The sequence below is a fragment of the uncultured Sphingopyxis sp. genome (genome assembly GCF_900078365.1).
Lineage (GTDB): Bacteria > Pseudomonadota > Alphaproteobacteria > Sphingomonadales > Sphingomonadaceae > Sphingopyxis.
Window position 1 is genome coordinate 415,590 of the sequence record NZ_LT598653.1, and the last position, 22,638, is coordinate 438,227.

15 protein-coding genes are annotated in these 22,638 nt (G+C 66.6%); 7 read left to right on the top strand and 8 right to left on the bottom strand.

The window, feature by feature from the left end; genetic code table 11:
* Positions 1–170: 170 nt before the first annotated feature.
* Genes hutU through hutI form a run of 4 tightly spaced genes read right to left on the bottom strand, consistent with a single transcriptional unit; the run spans position 171 to position 5,363 of the window.
* Positions 171–1,835, bottom strand: a complete 1,665-nt coding sequence (hutU, locus tag QZL87_RS01945) for a urocanate hydratase (protein WP_295323108.1) — start codon at positions 1,833–1,835, stop codon at positions 171–173.
* Positions 1,832–2,635 carry an N-formylglutamate deformylase gene (gene hutG / locus QZL87_RS01950; RefSeq protein ID WP_295323110.1) on the bottom strand — a complete coding sequence of 268 codons (804 nt, stop codon included), beginning with the start codon at positions 2,633–2,635 and terminating at the stop codon, positions 1,832–1,834. Before hutG ends, hutU begins: the two co-directional genes overlap by 4 nt.
* The gene (gene hutH / locus QZL87_RS01955; protein ID WP_295323112.1) at positions 2,635–4,155 is read right to left on the bottom strand and encodes a histidine ammonia-lyase; all 1,521 of its coding nucleotides are present in this window, start codon (positions 4,153–4,155) and stop codon (positions 2,635–2,637) included. The genes hutG and hutH overlap by 1 nt, the downstream gene beginning before the upstream one ends.
* Positions 4,152–5,363, bottom strand: a complete 1,212-nt coding sequence (gene hutI / locus QZL87_RS01960; protein WP_295323115.1) for an imidazolonepropionase — start codon at positions 5,361–5,363, stop codon at positions 4,152–4,154. The genes hutH and hutI overlap by 4 nt, the downstream gene beginning before the upstream one ends.
* 202 nt (positions 5,364–5,565) lie before the next feature.
* Between hutI and QZL87_RS01965 the strand changes: the two genes are divergently transcribed.
* Together QZL87_RS01965 and QZL87_RS01970 are read left to right on the top strand one after the other, a co-directional pair.
* Positions 5,566–6,915 carry a formimidoylglutamate deiminase gene (locus QZL87_RS01965; protein ID WP_295323117.1) on the top strand — a complete coding sequence of 450 codons (1,350 nt, stop codon included), beginning with the start codon at positions 5,566–5,568 and terminating at the stop codon, positions 6,913–6,915.
* Entirely contained in the window at positions 6,912–7,592 is a 681-nt protein-coding gene (locus QZL87_RS01970; RefSeq protein WP_295323119.1) for a UTRA domain-containing protein, read from the top strand. Before QZL87_RS01965 ends, QZL87_RS01970 begins: the two co-directional genes overlap by 4 nt.
* Here the strand turns inward: QZL87_RS01970 and QZL87_RS01975 are convergent.
* Both QZL87_RS01975 and QZL87_RS01980 read right to left on the bottom strand, forming a co-directional pair.
* Entirely contained in the window at positions 7,576–9,096 is a 1,521-nt protein-coding gene (locus QZL87_RS01975; RefSeq protein ID WP_295323121.1) for an MFS transporter, read from the bottom strand. The two genes, QZL87_RS01970 and QZL87_RS01975, sit on opposite strands and share 17 nt — an antisense overlap.
* Before the next feature lie 156 nt (positions 9,097–9,252).
* Entirely contained in the window at positions 9,253–10,287 is a 1,035-nt protein-coding gene (locus QZL87_RS01980; protein ID WP_295323123.1) for a LacI family DNA-binding transcriptional regulator, read from the bottom strand.
* A gap of 316 nt (positions 10,288–10,603) precedes the next feature.
* Between QZL87_RS01980 and QZL87_RS01985 the strand changes: the two genes are divergently transcribed.
* From QZL87_RS01985 to QZL87_RS02005, 5 genes are read left to right on the top strand one after another with little or no spacing between them, the layout of a single operon-like run.
* Positions 10,604–13,351, top strand: a complete 2,748-nt coding sequence (locus QZL87_RS01985; RefSeq protein ID WP_295323126.1) for a TonB-dependent receptor — start codon at positions 10,604–10,606, stop codon at positions 13,349–13,351.
* A gap of 60 nt (positions 13,352–13,411) precedes the next feature.
* Positions 13,412–14,920 carry a tryptophan halogenase family protein gene (locus QZL87_RS01990; RefSeq protein WP_295323128.1) on the top strand — a complete coding sequence of 503 codons (1,509 nt, stop codon included), beginning with the start codon at positions 13,412–13,414 and terminating at the stop codon, positions 14,918–14,920.
* The gene (locus tag QZL87_RS01995) at positions 14,917–16,701 is read left to right on the top strand and encodes an alpha-amylase family glycosyl hydrolase (RefSeq protein WP_295323131.1); all 1,785 of its coding nucleotides are present in this window, start codon (positions 14,917–14,919) and stop codon (positions 16,699–16,701) included. Before QZL87_RS01990 ends, QZL87_RS01995 begins: the two co-directional genes overlap by 4 nt.
* Complete coding sequence (locus tag QZL87_RS02000) at positions 16,698–18,341, top strand: alpha-amylase family glycosyl hydrolase (RefSeq protein WP_295323134.1); 1,644 nt, start codon at positions 16,698–16,700, stop codon at positions 18,339–18,341. The genes QZL87_RS01995 and QZL87_RS02000 overlap by 4 nt, the downstream gene beginning before the upstream one ends.
* Complete coding sequence (locus QZL87_RS02005) at positions 18,331–20,379, top strand: glycoside hydrolase family 97 protein (RefSeq protein WP_295323136.1); 2,049 nt, start codon at positions 18,331–18,333, stop codon at positions 20,377–20,379. The genes QZL87_RS02000 and QZL87_RS02005 overlap by 11 nt, the downstream gene beginning before the upstream one ends.
* Before the next feature lie 15 nt (positions 20,380–20,394).
* Here the strand turns inward: QZL87_RS02005 and QZL87_RS02010 are convergent, their stop codons facing one another.
* Complete coding sequence (locus tag QZL87_RS02010) at positions 20,395–21,639, bottom strand: dicarboxylate/amino acid:cation symporter (protein WP_295323139.1); 1,245 nt, start codon at positions 21,637–21,639, stop codon at positions 20,395–20,397.
* A gap of 113 nt (positions 21,640–21,752) precedes the next feature.
* Positions 21,753–22,637, bottom strand: coding sequence for a LysR family transcriptional regulator (locus tag QZL87_RS02015; protein WP_295323142.1), 885 nt, complete (start codon positions 22,635–22,637; stop codon positions 21,753–21,755).
* Position 22,638 lies beyond the last annotated feature (1 nt).

The window sequence follows — 22,638 nt, forward strand, 5'->3', positions numbered from 1 at the left end:
CGAAGCATCATGCGCCAAGCCCCATCAGTGCTACAGTGCGATCGACTTGACCCATCGTGTCCCCGCGAAGGCGGGGACCCATCTCCTACGGGTTCAAAATAGCGCCGACCGGAGATGGGCTCCCGCCTTCGCGGGAGCACAGGGCTTTTTCAATCAAGGGCGATCATGCCTCAAATGCTCGGCAGGTCGAGCCCCTTTTCGCGCGCGCAGTCGATCGCGATGTCATAGCCCGCGTCGGCGTGGCGCATCACGCCGGTGCCGGGGTCGTTCCACAGCACGCGTTCGAGCCGCTTCGCCGCTTCGGGCGTGCCGTCGGCGACGATGACCATGCCGCTATGCTGCGAATAGCCCATGCCCACGCCGCCGCCATGGTGCAGCGAGACCCAGGTCGCGCCCGACGCGGTGTTGAGCAGCGCATTGAGCAAAGGCCAGTCCGAAACCGCATCGGACCCGTCGCGCATCGCCTCGGTCTCGCGGTTTGGCGACGCGACCGAGCCCGAGTCGAGATGGTCGCGGCCGATCACGACGGGCGCCTTGAGTTCGCCCGACGCCACCATCTCGTTGAAGGCGAGGCCGAGCCGGTGGCGGTCGCCGAGCCCGACCCAGCAGATGCGCGCGGGCAGCCCCTGGAATTGAATCTTCTCGCGCGCCATGTCGAGCCAGTTGTGGAGGTGCGCATTGTCGGGCAGCAGCTCCTTCACCTTGGCGTCGGTCTTGTAGATGTCCTCGGGGTCGCCCGACAGCGCCGCCCAGCGGAACGGCCCGATGCCGCGGCAGAAGAGCGGGCGTACATAGGCGGGGACGAAGCCGGGGAAGTCGAAGGCATTTTCGACGCCCTCGTCCTTCGCCATCTGGCGGATATTGTTGCCATAATCGGTCGTCGGGACACCCGCCGCCTGGAGGTCGAGCATCGCCTGCACATGCACCGCCATCGACGCCTTGGCGGCTTTTGCGACCGCGGCGGGGTCGCTCTCGCGCTTCGTGAACCATTGGTCGAGCGTCCAGCCCGCGGGGAGGTAACCGTTCACGGGATCGTGCGCCGAAGTCTGGTCGGTGAGCAGATCGGGGCGGATGCCGCGGCGGACCATTTCGGGCAGGATTTCGGCGGCATTGCCGAGCAGCCCGACCGACACCGGCTTGCCTTCGGCATGGCTCGCTTCGATTATCGCGATCGCTTCGTCGATGCTCGCCGCTTGCCGGTCGAGATAGCCGGTGCGCAGCCGCATTTCGATGCGGCTCGGCTGACATTCGATCGCGAGGCAGCTCGCGCCCGCCATCACCGCCGCGAGCGGCTGCGCCCCGCCCATGCCGCCCAGCCCGGCGGTGAGCAGCCAGCGCCCCGAAAGGTCGCCGCCATAATGCTGCCGCCCCATCTCGACGAAGGTTTCGTAGGTGCCCTGAACGATGCCCTGGCTGCCGATATAGATCCAGCTCCCGGCCGTCATCTGGCCGTACATCATCAGACCCTTTTTATCGAGCTCGTGGAAATGCTCCCAATTCGCCCATTCGGGAACGAGGTTCGAATTGGCGAGCAGCACGCGCGGGGCGTTTTCGTGGGTGCGGAACACGCCGACCGGCTTGCCCGACTGGATGAGCAAAGTCTCGTCGCCCTCGAGCCGCTTGAGGGTCTCGACGATCCGGTCATAGCTTTCCCAGTCGCGCGCGGCGCGGCCGATGCCGCCATAGACGACCAGCTCGTGTGGCGCCTCGGCGACGTCGGGATGGAGATTGTTCATCAGCATCCGCATCGGCGCTTCGGTGAGCCAGCTTTTCGCGCTGATCTCGGGGCCGGTGGCCGGGCGGATCACGCGGCTGTTGTCGAGACGGGTAGTCATTGTCGTCCTTTCGCAAAGTCGAGGGTCGCGGCGATCACTTGCTCCAACACGGGCCGGATCGCGGGGTTCGGGTCGAGGGGAGAGGGCCAATTCGCGTGCGTGATCGTATCGGGCTCGGTCATATAGCCGCGCTGCGCGAGCTCCATCTGGATCGCGTGGATGCCCTCCTCGGGACGGCCGTAATGGCGCGTCGTCCAGCCGCCCTTGAAGCGGCCGTTGACCACATGACTATGGCCGCTCGCGGCGCAGATGTTCGCGACGACGGTTTCGAGTTCGGGGGCTGAGGTCGCGCCGCCGTTGGTGCCGATGTTGAATTGCGGCAGCTCACCGTCGAACAGGCGCGGGACATGGCTGCGGATCGAGTGGGCGTCGTAGAGGACGACGCGGCCATTCGCATCCTTCAGCCGGTCGAGTTCGGCCATCAGCGCCTCATGATAGGGGCGATGGTAGAGGTTGAGGCGCTGGGTGATCGCCGCTTCGTCGGGCTGGTCGAAGCGATAGAGCGGTTCGCCGTCGAAGGTCGTCGTCGGGCATAGCTCGGTCGTCGCCTGCCCGGGATAGAGCGACGCGCCCGAGGGATCGCGGTTCATGTCGATCACGCTGCGCGAAATGTCGGTCGCGACCAAAGTCGCGCCGAGATCGGCGGCGAAGGCGTAGAGTTCGGCGATCCACCAGTCGGTGTCGATCTGCGCATGCCATGGCGAGACGAACTGCTCGTCCAGCCCCGCGAGGCCGGTGCCGCCGTGTGGGAAGGCGACGACGAGCGGGGCGTCGCCGCGATGGACGCGCAGCCAGTCCATCAGCCGAGGCCCGGAAGGCTGGCGGGGACCGCGGCGACAAGGCTGCCCGAGCGGATCAGCGCGGTCGCGGCCTCCATATCGGGGTGGAAGTGCCGGTCGTCTTCGAGCATCGGCACCGCCGCGCGCAGGTGTTTGTGTGCCGCCTCCAGCGCGTCGCTCGATTCGAGCGGCGCGTGGAAGTCGATCCCCTGGCACGCCGCGAGCAGTTCGATCCCGATCACCGCGCTGGCGTTGTCGGCCATGTCGAGCAGCCGCCGCGCGCCGTGCGCGGCCATCGAAACATGGTCCTCCTGATTGGCCGAGGTTGGGATCGAATCGACGCTGGCCGGATAGGCGCGCTGCTTGTTCTCGCTGACCAGCGCGGCGGCGGTGACCTGCGGGATCATGAAGCCCGAGTTGAGCCCCGGACGCGGGGTGAGGAAGGCGGGCAGCCCGGACAGCGCGGGATCGACGAGCATCGCGATGCGGCGTTCCGAAATCGAGCCGATCTCGCAGAGCGCCATCGAGATCATGTCGGCGGCGAAGGCGACGGGCTCGGCGTGGAAGTTTCCGCCCGAAAGCGCTTCATCGGTGTCGGCGAAGATCAGCGGATTGTCCGACACGCCATTCGCCTCGATGCCGAGCGTCGTGCCGGCTTGGCGCAGCAGATCGAGCGCGGCGCCCATCACCTGCGGCTGGCATCGGAGACAATAGGGGTCCTGCACGCGCGGATCGTCGACCGCGTGGGAGGCGCGGATCGCTGATCCCGCCATCAGGGTGCGCAGCGCGTCGCCGACCTCGCGCTGGCCGGCATGGCCGCGCAGCGCATGGATGCGCGCGTCGAACGGCGCGTCGGAGCCTTTCGCTGCCTCGGTCGAGAGCGCGCCGGTGATCAAGGCCGAGCGGAAGACGGTTTCGGCGCGGAACAGCCCCGCGAGCGCGTTGGCGGTCGAGAATTGCGTGCCGTTGAGCAGCGCGAGCCCTTCCTTGGGGCCGAGGTCGAGCGGGGCAAGGCCCGCCTGCTTCAGCGCGTCGGTGGCGGGGAGCGTCTTGCCGTCCACGTCGATCGCGCCGACGCCGATCATCGCCGCGGCCATGTGCGACAGCGGCGCAAGGTCGCCGCTCGCGCCGACCGATCCTTGCGACGGAACGACCGGGGTGAGCCCTTTCGCCAGCATCGCTTCGATCATCGCGACCGTTTCGCGCCGCACGCCCGAAGCGCCCATGCCGAAGCTCGCGAGCTTGAGCGCCATCATCAGGCGGACGATCTTCGCCGGCGATGGCGCGCCGGTCCCCGCGGCGTGGCTGAGTACGATATTGCGCTGGAGCGTCGACAACTCGTCGTCGGCGATGCGCACGCTCGCGAGCTTTCCGAAGCCGGTGTTGATGCCATAGACCGGCGCCCCCTTCGCGACGATGCGCGCGACCGCGTCGGCGCTGGCGTCGATCGCTTCCCACGCGCCCGCGCTCAGTTCGACGCTCGCGCCTTCGTAGATCTCGCGCCAGTCGGCGAGCGTTATATGCCCGGGCTCGATAATCATTGTCCGTCCTTGATGCGTTGGTGAAGCGGGTTGAAGCTGATGCGATAGACGAGCTCGGCGGGGTCGGTGACGTCCCAGATTGCGAGGTCGCAGACCTTGCCGGGCTCGAGCGTGCCGATCTCGTCGCCCAGCCCGAGTGCGGCGGCGGCGTTCACCGTCACGCCGCGCAGCGCCTCGACCACCGTCAGGCCGAACAAAGTCGCGCCCATGTTGAGCATCAGCAGCAATGAGGTCGTCGGCGAGGTGCCGGGATTGTTGTCGGTCGCGAGCGCGATGCGCGTTCCGTGGCGCCGCATCGCGTCCACCGGCGGCAGTTTCGTCTCGCGCATGAAATAATAGGCGCCGGGGAGGAGCACCGCGACGGTGCCGGCCTCGGCCATCGCGCGGACGTCGTCGTCGGTCGCGTGTTCGAGATGGTCGGCCGACAGCGCGCCATGCCGCGCGGCGAGGGCGCTGCCGTGGAGGGCTGACAATTGCTCGGCATGGAGCTTGACCTTGAGCCCGTGCGCTTCGGCCGCCGCGAAGACCCGCGCGCATTGCGTTGGCGAGAAGCCGATGCCTTCGCAGAACGCATCGACCGCGCTCGCGAGCGGTGCCGCGGCGGGGATCATCTCGTCCACGACCAGATCGATATAGGCGTCGCTCTTGCCTTTATATTCCGGGGGCAGCGCGTGCGCGCCGAGAAAGGTCGGCTCGACGCGAATTGCGCGATGATCGGCGAGCGCGCGTGCGGCGCGCAGCATCTTCACTTCATCGTCGGTCGACAGGCCATAACCCGACTTGATCTCTATCGTCGTCACGCCCTCGGCGATCAGCGCGTCGAGGCGGGGCAGGGCGCTTTGGACCAACTCGGCTTCGCTGGCGGCGCGCGTCGCGCGCATCGTCGAGACGATGCCGCCGCCGGCCCGCGCGATTTCTTCATAGCTCGCGCCTTCGAGCCGCATCGCCCATTCGTTCGCGCGATTGCCGCCGTGGATCAGGTGGGTGTGACAGTCGATCAGCCCGGGCGTGATCAGCCGGCCTGCGCAATCATGGGCCCTCGCGCCGGTCGCCGGCGCGCCCTCGGCGGGCCCTGCATAGACGATCCGGCCGTCCTTCGCCGCCACCACGCCATCGTCGATCAGGCCGAGATCGTCTCCGGCCATCGTCGCGAGTCGGGCGTTCGTCCAGCGTTGCTCCATCTGGACAGCATCGTTCTTATGCGCCATTATGTCTAGACATAATATGAAGGCCGCGGTGGCATGGTTGGAGAGCAAGGGCGTGATTTGCCTGCTTCGTCACCCCGGACTTGATCCGGGGTCCCGCTTTTCCTTGGTGCTGAGCGGGACCCCGGATCAAGTCCGGGGTGACGAGGAGGGGAGGCGAGCCTTTCAGAAACAATCGCTGTCGCCCACTGATGAAGGACCCGAGATGCCAGCCTATTGGTTTGAACGCGCTTGGATGGACGGCCGCTGGCAGCGCGGGGTGCGGCTGCGCTTCGCAGAGGGCCGCATCGCCTCGATCGAGCCGGGCGTTGCGGCGGACGCGGACGACGAGCGCCACCGCGCCGCGCTGCCCGGCCTCTGCAACGTCCACAGTCACGGATTCCAGCGGGGCATGGCGGGATTGTCCGAACGCCGCAGCCGCCCCGACGACAATTTCTGGAGCTGGCGCGAGATCATGTACCGCTTCCTCGACCGGCTGACGCCCGAGGATGTTGCGGCGATCACCGCGCAGGCCTATGCCGAGATGCTCGAGACCGGCTTCACGCGCGTCGGCGAGTTCCACTATCTCCACCACGATCCGGCGGGCGGTCGCTACGCCGATCCGGCCGAGATGGCGGGTGCGATCGTCGAGGCGAGCGACACGGCCGGGATCGGGCTGACGCTGCTGCCCGTCTTCTACGCGCACGGCAATTTCGGGGCGGCGCCGCCGAGCGCCGGCCAGCGGCGCTTCCTGAGCGACATCGACGGTTTTTCCGCGCTGGTCGACGCGGCGCGGGGGAAGCTTTCGGGCGACGCGAATCTCGGTGTCGCGCCGCACTCGCTTCGCGCCGTGACGCCCGACGAACTCGCGGCGCTGCTCGAGATGTCGCCGGCCGGCCCGGTGCATATCCATGCCGCCGAACAGGTGAAGGAAGTCGCCGACTGCGTCGCGTGGAGCGGCGCGCGGCCGGTCGAGTGGCTGATCGACAACGCCGGGGTCGACGAACGCTGGTGCCTCATTCATTCGACACACCTCGCCGGACAGGAAGTGCCGCGGCTCGCCGCGAGCGGGGCGGTCGCCGGGCTGTGCCCGGTCACCGAGGCCAATCTTGGCGACGGCATTTTCCCCGCCGTCGATTATCTCGCCGCGAAGGGCCGCTTCGGGGTCGGCACCGACAGCAATATCCTCGTCGATGCGGCGCAGGAATTGCGCGCGCTCGAATATTCGCAGCGTCTGGCGCAGCGCGCGCGCGCCTTGCTCGCGGGTGAGGAAGCGCCGTTCGTCGGCGCCAACCTCTTCGCGCGCGCGGTGGATGGCGGCGCGCAGGCGCTCGGCGTCCCCGCTGGCCTTGCCGTCGGCCATGCCGCCGACATCGTCTCGCTCGACCTCGATCACCCCTCCTTCGCCGGGTGCGACGAAGCGACTTTGCTCGACCGCTGGATCTTCGCGGCGCGCGCGGGCGCGATCGACAGCGTGTGGCGCGGCGGCGTGAAGCGCGTCGAAAAGGGGCGCCATGTCGATGCCGGGGCGATCGCTGCGGCCTACCGCGCCTGCATCGCGCGGCTGCTCGCGTGAACCCGGCACGCCGCATACGCGACGAGATCGCCGCAGCGATCCGCTCGGGCGAGTGGCGCCCGGGGGACCGGGTGCCGACCGAGCAGGAGCTTGCCGCGCGCTACGGCTGCGCGCGCGCGACGGTGAGCAAGGCGCTCGGCGAGCTCGCCGCGTCGGGCCTCGTCGAGCGGCGGCGCAAGGCGGGGACCTTCGTCGCACATCCGCCCGTTCATTCGGCGGTGATGACCGTACCCGATCTCGCCGAACTGATCGCCGCGCGGGGCGAAGCCTATCGCTGGGATTTGATGGCAATCGCGACCGCCGAAGCCGGCGAGGATGTCTGCCCGGGCCCGGCGCTGCGTATCGAGGGCGTGCATATGGCGGCGGGCGAAGCCTTCGCGCTCGAACGCCGCTTTATCGCGCTCGATGAGGTGCCCGAGGCACAGGGAGCGGACTTTACCGGGGAGGCGCCCGGAACCTGGCTGCTCGGGCATATTCCGTGGACGCAGGCGCGGCACGTCATCCGCGCGGTGACGCCCACGCGAAGGGAAGCGGGGCTGCTGGGCGTGAACGCGAGCGCCGCCTGCCTCGAACTCGACCGCACGACCTGGCGCGCCGGACGCGTCGTCACCCACGTCCGGCAACTGTTTCGCGGCGATCGCTTCGACCTGGTCGCGGATTTTAACGCCGGGCCGTGACGGCGGAGCCGGCGATCCCGGCCTCGGCACCGGCGACGCGCGTCATCGCCAGCACGGCGAGCAGCAAGGTGACCGCGGCGAACGCCATCGTGTAGATCGGCTCGCCCGGAAACAGCGCCTGCATGATCGAGCCCATCACCGTCGCGACGAGCAGCTGCGGCAGCACGACGAACATGTTGAACAGGCCCATATAGATGCCGAGCTTCGCCTGCGGCAGGCTGGAGGCGAGGATCGCATAGGGCATGGCGAGCACCGACGCCCAGAAAATGCCGATGAAAATCTCGCTGACGATCAGATGCGACGGGTCGCGCAGCAGGAAGAAGCTCGCATAGCCTGCCGCGCCGCAGGCGAGCCCGATCATATGCGTGCGCGCCTGCCCCAGCCGCCGCGAAAGCCACGGCAGCAACGTCAGCGCGGCGACGGCCGCAATGCCGTTATAGATGGCGAACAGTTCGCCGACCCAGTTGCTCGCTTCCTGATAGGCGGCGCTCGCGGCATCGGTCGCGCCATAATGATATTGGGCGACGATCGGCGTGGTGTTGATCCACATGATGAACAGCGCCGACCAACTGAAGAATTGCACGAGCGCGAGCCGCTTCATCAGTACCGGCATGCCGGCGAAATCGCCGACGATGCTCGACAGCATGTTGCGATCGTTTCCGCGGCGCGCCAGCATGATCGCCAGCGCGCTCGCGACGCCATATCCGGCGAGCAGCGCGCCAAGCAGCAGCACCTCGCGCAGCAACGCGAAGCGCATCTGGACAAGGGCGACGGCGACCCCCGCGGCGATCCAGCCGGCGCTCGCCGCATAGCCGCGCGAGGCGAGCGTACGGACGGCGGGCGCGTTGGCGGCGACCGGCGGCTCGAAGGCCGCCATCTCTTCGGGGCTATATTCGCGCGTCGCGACGACGGTCCACAGCACCGCGAGGAACAGTGCGAGGCCCCCGAACCAGAAGGCATAGCGCACGGTGTCGGGGATCTGCCCCGGCGGCGCGACATTGGCGACCCCCATCGCTTCCATCAGGCTCGGGAACAGCGATCCCACGACCGCGCCGGTGCCGATGAAGGCGGTCTGCACGGCATAGCCGACGCTATGCTGGTCCTTGCCCAGCATGTCGCCGACGAAGGCGCGAAAGGGCTCCATCGAGATGTTGAGCGACGCGTCGAGGATCCACAGCATCATCGCCGCGAACCAGATCGCCGGGCTTTCGGGCATGACGAACAGCGCGATGGCGGCGAGGATCGCACCGGCGAGAAAGTAAGGACGGCGGCGCCCGAGGCGGCCGAGCCAGGTTCGATCGCTTATATGGCCGATGATCGGCTGGACGAGCAGCCCGGTCAGCGGCGCCGCGACCCACAGGCCCGGCAGCTTCTCGATATCCTCGCCCAGCGACTGGAAGATGCGGCTCATATTCGCATTCTGCAGCGCGAAGCCGATCTGGATGCCGAAAAAGCCGAAGCTGATATTCCACAGGCCGGCGAAACCCTGCCGCGGCTTGTCCATCGCGTCTCTCCCTTGCGGCCGGTCGGCGGCTCTCGTCGGGTGAGGGTGTCGCAGCGCGCGCGGGAGAGAGCAAGCGCGGTGGGGTTACGTATACGAATACGTTGGGGGGTGGGCTCAGCCGATCCTCCCCGTGCCGGGGAGGATCGTTCGCTTCTTCTACACCGCCGTGCTTTGACGCCTGACAAGCCGCGCGGGCAGCATGCGCTGTTCGACCGGCTGGTCCTCGATGCGCGCGAGCAGCGCATCGACGAGCAGCGCGCCCGCACCCTTCATGTCCTGCATCACCGTGGTCAAGGTCGGCGAGGTCTGGCTGGCGGCGGGGATGTCGTCGAAGCCGATCAGCGCGACGTCCTGCGGGCAGCGGAGGTTCGCCTCGGCAAGCGCGCGCATCGCGCCGATCGCGATCAGGTCGCTCGCGGCGAAGATCGCGTCGAAGCGCCGCCCGCTGGCGAGCAGCGACCGCGCGGCGGCATAGCCCGATGCTTCCGACGACACGGCGCCCTGTTGCAGCCCCGGATCGGGGGCGATCCCCGCGGCGCGCATCGCGCGGCAAAGCCCGGTATAGCGATCCTGAAATTCGGGGGCATGGTCCGACGCGTCGCCGAGGAAGGCGATATGCCGCCGCCCGATCTCGACCAGATGCGCGCCCGCCAGCTCGCCCGCGCCGATATTGTCGGACCCGACGGTCAGCCCGATGCTGTCGTCCGAAACCGATCCCCAGCGCACGAATTTGGTATCCATCTCGACCAGATGTTCGAGCTTGGTGCGATAGAGCTGATAGTCGCCATAGCCCAACAGGATGATGCCGTCCGACCGGTGGCTGTCCTGATAGGCGACGTGCCAGTCATTGTGCATCTGCTGGAAACTGATCAGCAGGTCATAGCCTTTGAGCGCGCATTGGCGCGTGATCGACCCCAGCATCGACAGGAAGAAGGGGTTGATCATCGATTCGTCGGGGGTCGGATCCTCGAAGAAGAGCAAAGCGAGCGTGTGGGTGCGCTGCGAACGCAGGCTGGAGGCATTCTTGTCGACGGTATAGTTGAGTTCGCGCGCGATGCGTTCGATGTTGGCGCGCGTCGCGGCGCTCACCGACTTGCTGCCGCGCAGCGCGCGCGAGACGGTGGGCTGCGAGACGCCCGCCAGATAGGCGATGTCGAAACTCGTCGGCTTGGCGGAGGGCTGGCGCCCCATGCTCGTCTCCCCTGCCGCTGCGGCCTTGTCGCCGGTCGCGCGCGCCGCGAGTCTAGCGATTGGTCCCCTCGCTGCCAAGAATTTGCATGGCCCGGCCCCGGTTCGCGGCGCGGCGAAAGCGTGACATTTCTGCGACAGCGCGGACCGCTGCATATTATGCGTATACGTATACCCTATGGCGGCACGCCGCGATTGGTTTCAATTGCGAGGCTCAAGATGGGAAAGCCCACGCATCGGAGAGGAGCCTGACGGACGCGCCGCGTCCCCGGTCCGAAGCGCGGGTCAAGACCGCCCGTCCGTGCCAGGGGAGCCACATATGACCATGCCGACCAATCTTCGCCGGGATGCCAGCGCCATTGCGCTCGGCCTCGCCTTGACCGCCTTTCTGCCCGGTGCCGCGATGGCGCAGGATGCGGACACCGCACCCGTCGATGCCGCGGCGGCCGAAGACGCCATCGTCGTCACCGGCATTCGCGGCGCGATCAACAATTCGGTGCAGGCGAAGAAAAACAACACCTCGATCGTCGAAGTGATCTCGGCCGAAGACATCGGCAAGCTGCCCGATCTGTCGATCGCCGAATCGCTGTCGCGCCTGCCGGGCCTCGCGACGCAGCGCCTCGACGGCCGCGCCAATGTCGTGTCGATCCGCGGCCTCGCCCCCGACTTCACCACGACCTTGCTCAACGGCCGCGAACAGGTTTCGGAGGGCAACAACCGCGGCGTCGAGCTCGACCAATATCCGTCGGAACTCCTGAACGGCGCGGTCGTCTACAAGACCCACGACGCGTCGCTGATCGGGCAGGCGCTCGGCGGCACGATCGACATGCGGACGGTGCGCCCGCTCGCCTATGGCCGCCGCGCGATCGCGGCCGGCGCGCGCTTCGAGGTCAACGATCTCGGCAAGCTCAATCCCGATATTTCGAACAAGGGCTATCGCGCCAACATCTCCTATATCGACCAGAATGCCGACGGCACGCTCGGCTGGGCGATCGGCTATGCGCGGATGCAGTCGCCGACGGCCGAAGAGCGTTACAACGCCTGGGGTTATCCCGAGCTGACCGACGGGACGAACACCGCTTTCCTGATCGGCGGCGCCAAACCCTATGTGAAGTCGAACGAGCTGAAGCGCGACGGCGTGATGGCGGTCGTCGAATGGGAACCGAGCGACAAGTTCCACACGACGATCGACGCCTATTGGTCGCGGTTCAAGGACGACCAGCGGCTGCGCGGCATCGAGTTGCCGCTGGCATGGGGCAATTCCACGCTGACCGATTTCACGATCGAGGACGGGCTGGTGACGTCGGGCACCTGGTCGGGCACCGAAGCCGTGATGCGCAATGACGTCGTCCACCGCACCTCGACGATCATCGCGGGCGGCTGGAACAGCCAGTTCAAGCCCAACGACCGGCTGACCCTCGAACTCGACCTCGGCTATTCGCGGCTCAAGAAGACCGAGGAAAATCTGGAAATCTATCTCGGCACCGGCCGCGGCGCGGGTGTCGGCGCACGCGAAACGGCGCTGGGTTTCCAGCTGCGGCCGAAGGGTGGCATCCTCCTCGACCCGTCGCTCGACTATGCCGATCCGAACCTGTTCCTGATCACCGACCCGCAGGGCTGGAACAGCTGCGGCGGCGCGGTTCCCAACTGCCAGGACGGCTTCGTCAACATGCCGAAGATCAAGGACGAGCTGAAATCGCTGCGCCTGCAGGCGACCCAGGAACTGGGCGGCGTGATCAGCAGCCTGCGCGTCGGCGCCAATTATTCGGATCGCGAAAAGAGCCTCGACGACCGCGGTTTCGTGCTGACCAGCAACGATTATCCGGTCAATACCGCGGTGCCCGCCGATTATCTCTACGACCCGGTGTCGCTCGACTTTATCGGTATCCCCGGCATGGTCGCCTTCGACAGCTGGCGCTATTACAACGACGGCAACTATACGCTCACCGACGAAGCCGGCTGGACGCCGGGCCGCATCTTCAACGACTATAATGTCCGTGAAAAGGTGCTGACGGGGTTCATCCAGGCCAATTTCGATGCCGACACGGGCAGCACCCCCATTCGCGGAAATGTGGGTATCCAGATCGTCCACACCGACCAGACGGCATCGAGCTTCTATGCGCAGGTCGTCGGCGGACAGGTGCAGTCGACGCCGGTCACCGACGGTGCGACCTATACCGACTTCCTGCCCAGCCTGAACCTGACGGTCGAATTCGCCGACAACACCTTCCTGCGCTTCGGCGCCGCGCGGATGCTCGCACGGGCGCGCATGGATCAGCTGAAGCCGGGCGGCGGGGTCAATTTCGATGCGTCGAAGCGCAACAACACCGACATTGAAGCCTCGCCCTGGTCGCTCGATCTGGGCAATGCGAAGCTCAGGCCGCTGATGGCCGACACCGTCGACGTCTCGCTCGAGAAATATTTCGGCCAGGGCGCTTATGTGTCGGTGGGCGGCTTCTACAAATATCTCGAAAATTATATTTATCGTCAGAGCGAAGCGTTCGACTTCACCGGCTTCGAGATTCCGGACGGCGGGACGGTCGCGACATATCAGGGGCTCGCCAACCAGTGGCGCAACGGCAGCGGCGGGCGCGTCTATGGCGCCGAAGCCTCGCTCTCGCTGCCCTTTGCGACCTTCACCCAGGCGCTCGACGGGTTCGGCGTGCTGGCGAGCGGTTCCTATACCCAGAGTCGCGTCCGCGAGGGCAGCGCCGACCCGATCGCCATGCCGGGCCTGTCGCGCTGGGTCGTGAACGGAACCGCCTATTTCGAAAAGGCGGGCTTCCAGGCGCGCATTTCGGGCCGCTATCGCTCGAAATTCCTTGCCGAGGTTTCGGGCCTCAGCCTCAAGCGCGACCTGGTGACGGCGAAGAGCGAAATGGTCGTCGATGCGCAGATCGGCTATACCTTCCAGAGCGGCGCGCTCGAGGGGCTGGGCATCCTGCTCCAGGCGTCGAACCTGACGAACGAGCCGTTCGTGAACTATTACAACAATGATCCGCGCCAGATCCGCGACTATCAGAATTATGGTCGCAATTTCATGGCGGGCGTCACCTACAAGTTTTGACCGAATGAGCGGGCGGGCTTTTCGGCCCGCCCGCTTCCGGACGAGAGGGAATGGACGAAGGTGGGCGATAGTCGGATCACGAAGGTGGTGATCGTCGGTGGCGGAACCGCGGGGTGGATGGCCGCCGCGGCGCTGTCGCGCACGATGGACCATCTGTCGATCCGGCTGGTCGAAAGCGAGGAGATCGGCACGGTCGGCGTCGGCGAGGCGACGATCCCGTCGATCCGCCTGTTCAACGCGCTGGTCGGCATCGACGAGGATGAGTTCGTCCGCGAAACCCGGGGGACGTTCAAGCTCGGTATCGAGTTTCGCGACTGGGGCCGGATCGGCGATAGCTATATGCACGCCTTCGGACAGATCGGGCGCAGCCTCGGCATGCTCCAGTTTCCGCAATATTGGCTGCGCGGCCGGGCCGAAGGCGTCGCGGGGCGGATCGGCGACTATTCGCTCAACGAGACCGCCGCGCGCGCGGGCCGCTTCGGGCGGTTGCCCCAGATTCCGAACACGGGCCTCGACGGCATCGCCTATGCCTTTCATTTCGACGCCGCGCTCTACGCCGCCTATCTGCGCAAGATCGCCGAGAGCGCGGGCGTCGTGCGGACCGAGGGCAAGATCGACAGCGTCCGGCGGAACGGCGAAAACGGGCATATCGAAGCCGTCGTGCTGGAAGGCGGCGAGGAAATCTCCGGCGAGCTCTTCATCGACTGCTCGGGCTTTCGCGCGCTGCTGATCGAGGGCGCGCTCGGAACCGGCTTCGACGACTGGGCGCACTGGCTTCCCTGCGACCGCGCGATCGCGGTGCCGAGCGAAGATGCCGGCCCGGCGCGGCCCTATACGCAGGCGATCGCGCATCAGAGCGGCTGGCAATGGCGCATCCCGCTCCAGCACCGCACGGGCAACGGCCATGTCTTTTGCAGCGACTTCATCGGCGAGGACGAAGCGGCCGCGACGCTGCTCGCGAACATCGAGGGTCGGCCGCTCGCCGAGCCGCGAACGCTGCGCTTCAGGACCGGGATGCGGCGGCGCGCGTGGAACGCCAATGTCGTCGCGCTGGGGCTCGCTTCGGGTTTCCTCGAGCCGCTCGAATCGACGAGCATCCATCTGGTCCAGAACGGCATCGCCAAGCTGATCGCGCATTTCCCGGGCCGCAATTTCGACGCCGCCAATATCGACACCTATAACGAGCGCGTCCGCTTCGATTACGAACGCATCCGCGACTTCATCATTCTCCACTATCACGCCAACCAGCGCAGCGACTCGCCCTTCTGGACCCGCTGCCGCGAGATGGCGATTCCGGCGACGCTGGCGGGGAAGATCGAATTGTTCCGCAGTCAGGGCCAGATCGTCCGCGAAGCCGACGAGCTGTTCGTCGAAATCGGCTGGTTTCAGGTGCTGACGGGCCAGAATATCGCGCCCAGGGGCTATCACCCGATGGCGGACCAGCTGACGCGCGAGGAACTGGCGGGTTTTTTCGCCGACATCGAAACGATCGTCGCGCGCACCGCGTCGCGCCTCCCAACCCATGACGATTTCATCGCGCAGCATTGCGCGGCAGGAGTGCCGGCATGAGCCTTTTCGCATCGATCGCCCTGCTTGCCATGGCAGGCGCCGCGCCCGCCGCGGATTATCGCCAGCGTCCGCCCGAGGACGAGATCGTCTATTTCCTGCTGCCCGACCGGTTCGAGAATGGCGATCCGGCGAACGACAGGGGCGGGCTCGAAGGCGACCGGCTCGCGACCGGCTATGACCCCACGTCGAAGGGGTTCTTCCACGGCGGCGACCTGAAAGGCGTGGTGCGGCGGCTCGACTATATCCAGTCGCTCGGCGCGACGGCGATCTGGCTGTCGCCCGTATTCAAGAACAAGGTGGTGCAGGGGCCGAAGGGGCAGGAGAGCGCGGGCTATCACGGCTATTGGGTGACAGATTTCACACGGGTCGACCCGCATCTCGGCACCAATGCCGATTTCAAGGCGCTGGTCGACGCCGCGCATGCGCGCGGGATGAAGGTCTATATGGACATTCTCATCAACCATACCGCCGACGTGATCGAGATGGCCGAATGCGACGGCTATGACTGTCCCTATCGCAGCCGCGCCGACTATCCCTATTCGCGCCGCGCCGCCGACGGGGCGCCGGTCAACGACGGCTTCGCGGGCGACGCCGTTTCGTCGGCCGAGAATTTCGCGCGACTGACCGATCCGGATTTCGCCTATACGGTCAAGGTCGCGCCGCACGAAAAGGACATCAAGGTTCCGGCGTGGCTCAACGACCCGATCTATTACCACAACCGCGGCAATTCGACCTTCACCGGCGAGAGTTCGACGATGGGCGATTTCGTCGGGCTCGACGATCTGATGACCGAAAATCCTCGCGTCGTGCAGGGGTTCATCGACATCTATGGCGACTGGATCGACAAATATAAGGTCGATGGCTTCCGCATCGACACCGCCAAGCATGTGAACCCCGAATTCTGGCAGGTCTTCGCGCCCGCGATGCGCGATCGCGCGGCGAAGAACGGCATGCCCCATTTCCACATCTTCGGCGAATATGCGACCGGCGACATGGATCCGGTGATCACCGCGCAGGGCACGCGGGTCGCAGGGCTGCCGTCCAGTCTCGATTTCCCCTTTTTCGCGGCGATTCGCGATGTGGTGGGCGGGACCAAGGCGCCCGACTGGCTGGAAAAGCTGTTCTCGGCCGATCCGCTCTATGGCGACGATGCGGTCGCGCTCCAGCTTCCGACCTTTACCGGCAACCATGATTTCGGCCGCTTCGCCCATTATGCGCGCAAGGCGTTTCCGAAGGCCGACGACGCGGAAATGCTGCGCCGCGTCGAGCTTGCGCATGCGATGCTGCTGGGACTGCGCGGCGTGCCGGTGCTCTATTCGGGCGACGAACAGGGGTTCACCGGCGATGGCGGCGACCAGGACGCGCGCGAGGATATGTTCGCGTCGAAGGTTGCGATCTACAACGACAATGAGCTGATCGGCACCGACGCGACGACCGCCGTGAGCAATTTCGACCCGGACCATCCGCTCTACCGCGCCTTCGCGCGGCTCGCGAAGCTGCGGCAGGATCATGTCGCGCTACGCCGCGGCCGGCAACTCATCCGCAGCTATGCCGAAAAGCCGGGGTTGTTCGCCGTGTCGCGCATCGACGCAGCGTCGGGGCAGGAAATCCTGCTCGCGTTCAACACCGCGAACGCACCGCTCAGCGTGAACGTCGCCGTCGATCCCCTGAAGAACAACTACACGGCGCTTCACGGCGATTGCCCGGCGGCGCCCGCCGCGCCGGGGCAGCTCGCCATCAAACTGCCGCCGCTTGGATATATGATCTGCGAAGCCCGATGAACGAACTCTCTCCCCTGCCATCACCCGTCCGCCAATCGCCGCATGTCTGGTGGAAGGGTGCGGTCATCTATCAGGTCTATCCGCGCAGCTTCGCCGATTCGAACGGCGACGGCATCGGCGATCTCGCTGGCATCACCGCGCGGCTCGACTATATCGCCTCATTGGGCGTCGATGCGATCTGGCTCTCGCCCTTCTATCCCTCGCCGATGGACGATTTCGGCTATGACATCGCCGATTATTGCGATGTCGATCCGATCTTCGGTACGCTCGCCGATTTCGACGCGCTGGTGGCGCGCGCGCATGCGCTGGGGCTGAAGGTCACGACCGATCTCGTCTTCGCGCACACCTCCGATCGGCACGCCTGGTTCGCGACAAGCCGCGCGCGCAAGGACAATGACAAGGCCGACTGGTATGTCTGGGCCGACGCCAAGCCCGACGGGTCGCCGCCGACCAACTGGCAGTCGGTGTTCGGCGGTCCCGCCTGGACGTGGGACGCGCGGCGCGGCCAATATTATCTCCATAATTTTCTCGGCTCGCAGCCGCAGCTCAACGTCCACAACCCCGACGTGCAGGACGCGCTGCTCGGCGTCGTGCGCTTCTGGCTCGACCGCGGCGTCGACGGTTTCCGCATCGACGCGATCAACTTCTCGATGCACGACCCCGAACTGCGCGACAATCCGCCGGCGCCGCCATCGAACAAGCCGCGCACCCGGCCATTCGATTTCCAGCAAAAGATCTACAACCAGTCGCACCCCGACATCCCGCTGTTCCTCGAACGCATCCGCGCGCTGACCGACGAATATGACGGCCGCTTCACCGTTGCCGAGGTCGGCGGCGACGACGCTGCGCGCGAGATGAAGCTGTTCACCGCGGGCGACCGGCGGCTGAACAGCGCCTATGGCTTCGATTTCCTCTATGCGAACCGCCTGACGCCGCAGCTCGTGCGCGAGGCGGCCGAGGGCTGGCCCGACGCGCCGGGGGTTGGCTGGCCGAGCTGGGCGTTCGAGAATCACGACGCGCCGCGCGCGCTGTCGCGCTGGACCCCCGAAGGCGTCGATCCCGCCGCCTTTGCCCGAATGAAGATGGCGCTGCTCTGTGCGCTGCGCGGTAACATCATCCTCTATAATGGCGAGGAGTTGGGGCTCGACCAGGTCGAGATTCCGTTCGAGCTCGTCAAGGACCCGGAGGCGCGCAAGAACTGGCCGCTGACCCTGTCGCGCGATGGCGCGCGGACGCCGCTGCCCTGGGCGGCGGGCGAAAGCCATGCGGGCTTTTCGAGCGTCGATCCGTGGCTGCCGCTCGGCGCTGCGCACGGCGATCTCGCGGTCGACCGGCAGCAGGACGACCCCGCGTCGCTGCTCAATCTTACCCGCCATCTGGTCGCGTTGCGTGCCGCGCACCCGGCGTTGCGGCTCGGCGTCAACGCGAACTGGATCGCCGAGGGCGACCTGCTCGGTTTCGACCGTGTCGCGAACGGCGAGCATCTCCGCTGCCTCTTCAATCTCGGCGGCGGGACGCTCGACATCGCGGGCCTCGGCGTTGGCGCCGAGCCGATCGTCGCACTGAACGGCGCCGATCCGGCGCATTTGCCGCCGTGCGGCGCCCTCTGGCTGAAACTCGAAGGAAAAAATGATGCGTAGCCTGTTCGTCGCCCTCCCGCTGCTCGCCGCGGCGACCGTTCCCGCCGCGGCGCAGGACGCGCGGCCGCAGCAGACCGCTGCGTCGCCCGACGGCAGTATCGTGCTGACCGTGTCGACCGACAACGACCAGCGGCCGACCTGGTCGCTGACCCGCAAGGGCAAGCTGCTGATCGCACCGTCGAAGCTCGGCTTCCTGCTGACCGACGGCATCGCGCTCCAGCGCGGCTTTACGATCGAAGGCGTCGAACGCGCGAGCGCCGACACGCGCTGGGAACAGCCGTGGGGCGAACGCCGCTTCGTGCGCGACCGGCACAACGAACTGCTTGTCCGCTTCCGCCAGAATGAAAGCTGGGGCGGGCATGCGATGAACGTGCGGTTCCGCCTGTTCGACGACGGCATCGGCTTCCGCTATGAACTCCCTGAGCAGGCGGGGCTCCAGACCGCGAAGATCGCCGACGAGATCACCGAATTCGACATCGTGCCGGAGGGCACGGCCTGGTGGATCGCCGGCGGCGAATGGAACCGCTACGAGCAGATTTATCAGCAAACGCCGATCGAGGCAGTGTCGACCGCGCACACGCCGATCACGATGCGCCTCGACGATGGCACCCATCTGTCGTTCCACGAAGCCGCGCTCGTCGACTATGCGGGTATGTGGTTCAAGCGCGTCGAGGGGCGGAAATTCCGCGCCACCCTGTCTCCGTCGTCGCAGGGGCCGCGCGTCATTCGCGATCTGCCGTTCGCGACCCCGTGGCGAACGATCCGCATCGCCGACAACGCCGCGGGCCTCGTCGAAAGCGACCTCGAACTCAACCTCAACGAGCCGAACAAGCTGGGCGACGTCAGCTGGTTCAAGCCGATGAAATATATCGGCATCTGGTGGGGTATGATCCGCGGCGACTGGAGCTGGGCCGAGGGTCCCAAGCATGGCGCGACGACCGAGCGCACCAAGCAATATATCGATTTCGCGGCGAAGCACGGCTTCGGCGGCGTGCTCGTCGAGGGCTGGAACAAGGGCTGGAACGGTAATTGGTTCGGCCATGGCGACGAGTTCAGCTTCACCGAAGCGACCCCCGATTTCGATCTGAAGGCGGTCACCGACTATGGGCGGAAAAAGGGTGTCCAGCTGATCGGCCATCACGAAACCGGCGGCAATATCGCGGTGTATGAGGCGCAACTCGATGATGCGATGAAGCTTTATGGCAAGCTCGGTGTCGGGACGGTCAAGACCGGCTATGTCGCCGACGCGGGCGGGATCATCGCGCCCGGCGATACGCCGGGGACGACGCGCATGGAATGGCACGACGGCCAGCGGCAGGTGCGGCATCATCTGAAGGTCGTCGAGACCGCCGCCAAATATCATGTCGCGGTCAATCCGCACGAACCGATCAAGGACACCGGCCTTCGCCGCACATATCCCAACTGGGTCGCACGCGAAGGCGCGCGGGGCATGGAATATAATGCCTGGGGCGCCTTCGCCAACGGCCCCGACCATGTGCCGACGCTCGTCTATACGCGGATGCTGTCGGGCCCGATGGACTATACGCCCGGCGTGCTCAGCCTCGAAGGCGCGAACAAGGCGCCGCTCGCCTCGACGCTGGCGAAGCAGCTCGGCCTCTATCTCGCCCTCTATTCGCCGATCCAGATGGCGGCGGACTTCATCGAGAATCTCGAAGCGCATCCGCGCGAACTCGAATTCATCAAGATGGTCCCGACCGACTGGTCCGAAAGCAAGCTGATCGCGGGCGAGGTGGGCGACTATGCGATCTTCGCGCGCAGGGACCGCAACAGCGCCGACTGGTATGTCGGCGGGGTCAACGACGCGACCGCGCGCACGCTGACCCTGTCGTTCGATTTCCTCGACCCGGGCAAGACCTATACCGCGACGATCTGGAAGGATGGCGAGGGCGCCACCTATCTGACCGACGCGCGGCACCGCATCGCCTATGACACGATCAAGGTGAAGAAAGGCGACAGCTATAAATTGTGGCTCGCGCCCGGCGGCGGAGCGGCGATGCGCGTCGCGGCGGGCAAATAGGGCGGACGGTACGCCCTAGCGCCGGGGCGGCGAGCGGTAGATCGACTGATCGAGCTCGCCTTCCCAGCGCGCGACGGTGGTCGCGACGACCAGGTTGGCGCTGGCGCTCGGCACCGTGCGCGTCATGTCGAGCAACCGGTCGAAGGGAAGGACGAATCCGACGATCAGCGCGGTCTGCTCGGGCGGAACGCCGACCGCCGACAGCACTGCGGCGAGCATGAAGAGCGACGCCGACGGAACGGGCGCGGTGCCGAATGCCGCGAGCGCGCCGGTGAGCAATATGATTGCGAGCGTTCCACCATCGATCGGCACGCCGAAGGCCTGCAGGCTGAATATGCTGAGCAGGCCGACATACATGGCGGTGCCGTCCTTGCCGATGCTGGCGCCGAGCGGCAGCACGGTCGAATAGACGCTGGACGATATGCCGAGGTTCCTGCCCGCGACGGTCATCGCCACGGGCAAAGTCGCCGATGACGAGGCGGTCGAGAAGGCGACGACGAGCGCGTCGACGATGCCGCGAAAGAAGGGCAGGACGGGAAGGCGCGCGAGCAGCCGCAGGATGAGGCTGTGGACGAGGATGATCTGGATCGCCGACCCGAGGACGACGGCGAGCGCCAGCCAGCCGATATTGACGAAGACCGCGGCGCCGTTGGCGGCGACGGCGTTGGCGATCAGCGCGAACACGCCGATCGGGGTCGCCTCCATCACCAGCCCGACGATCTTCAGCAGTACCGCCGACAGCGACTGCAACAGGGTGGCAAAGGGCTTGCCCGCCTCGCCCGCGAGCACGGTGCCGACGCCGACGAGGATCGCGACGAAGATCAGCGCCAGCATGTCGCCTTTCGCGAGCGCCTCGACGATGTTGAGCGGGATGATGCCGACGAGCTGGTCGTAGAGCGGTACCGGGTCGCCGAGCGCCTTGGGTGCCGCGGTGCCGACCGGGGCCGCGACGCCGGGCTCGACAATCAGCGCGACGGTCATGCCTACCGATACCGCGATAGCGGTCGTCAGCGCGAACAGGCCGACCGTCCGCCCGCCCAGCGGCCCGAGGCGCTTGGGATCGGCGAGCGAGGTGATCCCGGCCGCGATGGTGACGAGCACGATCGGCGCGACGAGCATCCGGATCGCGCGCACGAAAAGATCGCCGAAGACCGCGACCTTCGGTGCCGCTTCCGGCCAGACGAGCGCGAGCAGCAATCCGAGCACCAGCCCGCCGAGCACGCGTTTCCAGAGCGGGATGGCGAACCAGCGGCGCATCATCGCTTCGTCGCCCGCCCGGTGGGATGGAGTGCAAGACACGTCATGGCCTGCCAGCCTAGTCGGAGGTGCGGCCCGGACCGCATAGCGAATGTGCGCCTATCCATAACCCGTCGCTATATCCCGTCGATGACCTCTGCCACGACCTTCAGAAAGTCCGTCGTCAGCGCGGTGGGAGGGCGATTGTGATAATACATCGCATACAGGTCGAAGGTCAGCGGCGGCGTCAGCGGCCGGATCGCGAGGCCCGGCGCCAGCGCAGCCTGCGCGGTGAAGCTGTCGACGACCGTCAGCCCGACGCCCGCGCGAACGAGCGCGGTCGCGATATAGAAGGTGCGCGCCGACATCGCATGGTCGAACTCGAGTCCGAGCCGGCGCTGTTCCTCGACGAATATCTGCCCGATCGGTCCGCTCGCCGCGACGCTGATGAAGCGATGTTCGCGCAGGTCGCCGAGCGCGAGGCGCGGCGGGGCATCGGGCATGTCGGCTTCGCGATAGAGGACGACCAGTTCGCCCTCGCCGAGCCAGCGGCTGCCGATCGGCGCATTCTGCGGCACTTCCACCGCTATCGCGACATCGGTCTCGCGCTCCTGGAGCTTGCGCACCAGATCGTCGTGGTGGACGGTCTGCAGGTCGAAATTGACGTGGGGGTGGCTGACGAGAAAGCGCGCGACGGCTTCGGGGAGGACGCCGAGCGCCAGCGACGGAAGCGCCGAGACGCGCAGCTTCATTCCGGCGCCGCGCCGCAGATTGCGCGCGCCTTCGCGCAGCGCGTGGACGCGGTCCTGGATTTCGCTGACCTCGGCGAACAGCGCGTGCGCGTCGTCGGTCGCGACGAGCCGCCCGGCCGAGCGTTCGAACAGCGGAAAGCCAAGGATCGATTCGGCGTGGCGCAGCGTCTTCGACACCGACGGCTGCGAAATGTTGAGCGCGCGCGCGGCGGCGCTGACCGATCCGTTCGTGTAGACCGCGTGGAATATCTCGATATGGCGCAGGTTCATC

Excerpts from the sequence above, each read along its gene's own strand:
- hutU (WP_295323108.1), bottom strand. The coding sequence starts at position 1,835 with ATGACTACCCGTCTCGACAACAGCCGCGTGATCCGCCCGGCCACCGGC.
- hutG (WP_295323110.1), bottom strand. The coding sequence starts at position 2,635 with ATGGACTGGCTGCGCGTCCATCGCGGCGACGCCCCGCTCGTCGTCGCC.
- hutH (WP_295323112.1), bottom strand. The coding sequence starts at position 4,155 with ATGATTATCGAGCCCGGGCATATAACGCTCGCCGACTGGCGCGAGATC.
- hutI (WP_295323115.1), bottom strand. The coding sequence starts at position 5,363 with ATGGCGCATAAGAACGATGCTGTCCAGATGGAGCAACGCTGGACGAAC.
- QZL87_RS01965 (WP_295323117.1), top strand. The coding sequence starts at position 5,566 with ATGCCAGCCTATTGGTTTGAACGCGCTTGGATGGACGGCCGCTGGCAG.
- QZL87_RS01975 (WP_295323121.1), bottom strand. The coding sequence starts at position 9,096 with ATGGACAAGCCGCGGCAGGGTTTCGCCGGCCTGTGGAATATCAGCTTC.
- QZL87_RS01980 (WP_295323123.1), bottom strand. The coding sequence starts at position 10,287 with ATGGGGCGCCAGCCCTCCGCCAAGCCGACGAGTTTCGACATCGCCTAT.
- QZL87_RS01985 (WP_295323126.1), top strand. The coding sequence starts at position 10,604 with ATGACCATGCCGACCAATCTTCGCCGGGATGCCAGCGCCATTGCGCTC.
- QZL87_RS01995 (WP_295323131.1), top strand. The coding sequence starts at position 14,917 with ATGAGCCTTTTCGCATCGATCGCCCTGCTTGCCATGGCAGGCGCCGCG.
- QZL87_RS02000 (WP_295323134.1), top strand. The coding sequence starts at position 16,698 with ATGAACGAACTCTCTCCCCTGCCATCACCCGTCCGCCAATCGCCGCAT.
- QZL87_RS02005 (WP_295323136.1), top strand. The coding sequence starts at position 18,331 with ATGATGCGTAGCCTGTTCGTCGCCCTCCCGCTGCTCGCCGCGGCGACC.
- QZL87_RS02010 (WP_295323139.1), bottom strand. The coding sequence starts at position 21,639 with ATGATGCGCCGCTGGTTCGCCATCCCGCTCTGGAAACGCGTGCTCGGC.
- QZL87_RS02015 (WP_295323142.1), bottom strand. The coding sequence starts at position 22,637 with ATGAACCTGCGCCATATCGAGATATTCCACGCGGTCTACACGAACGGA.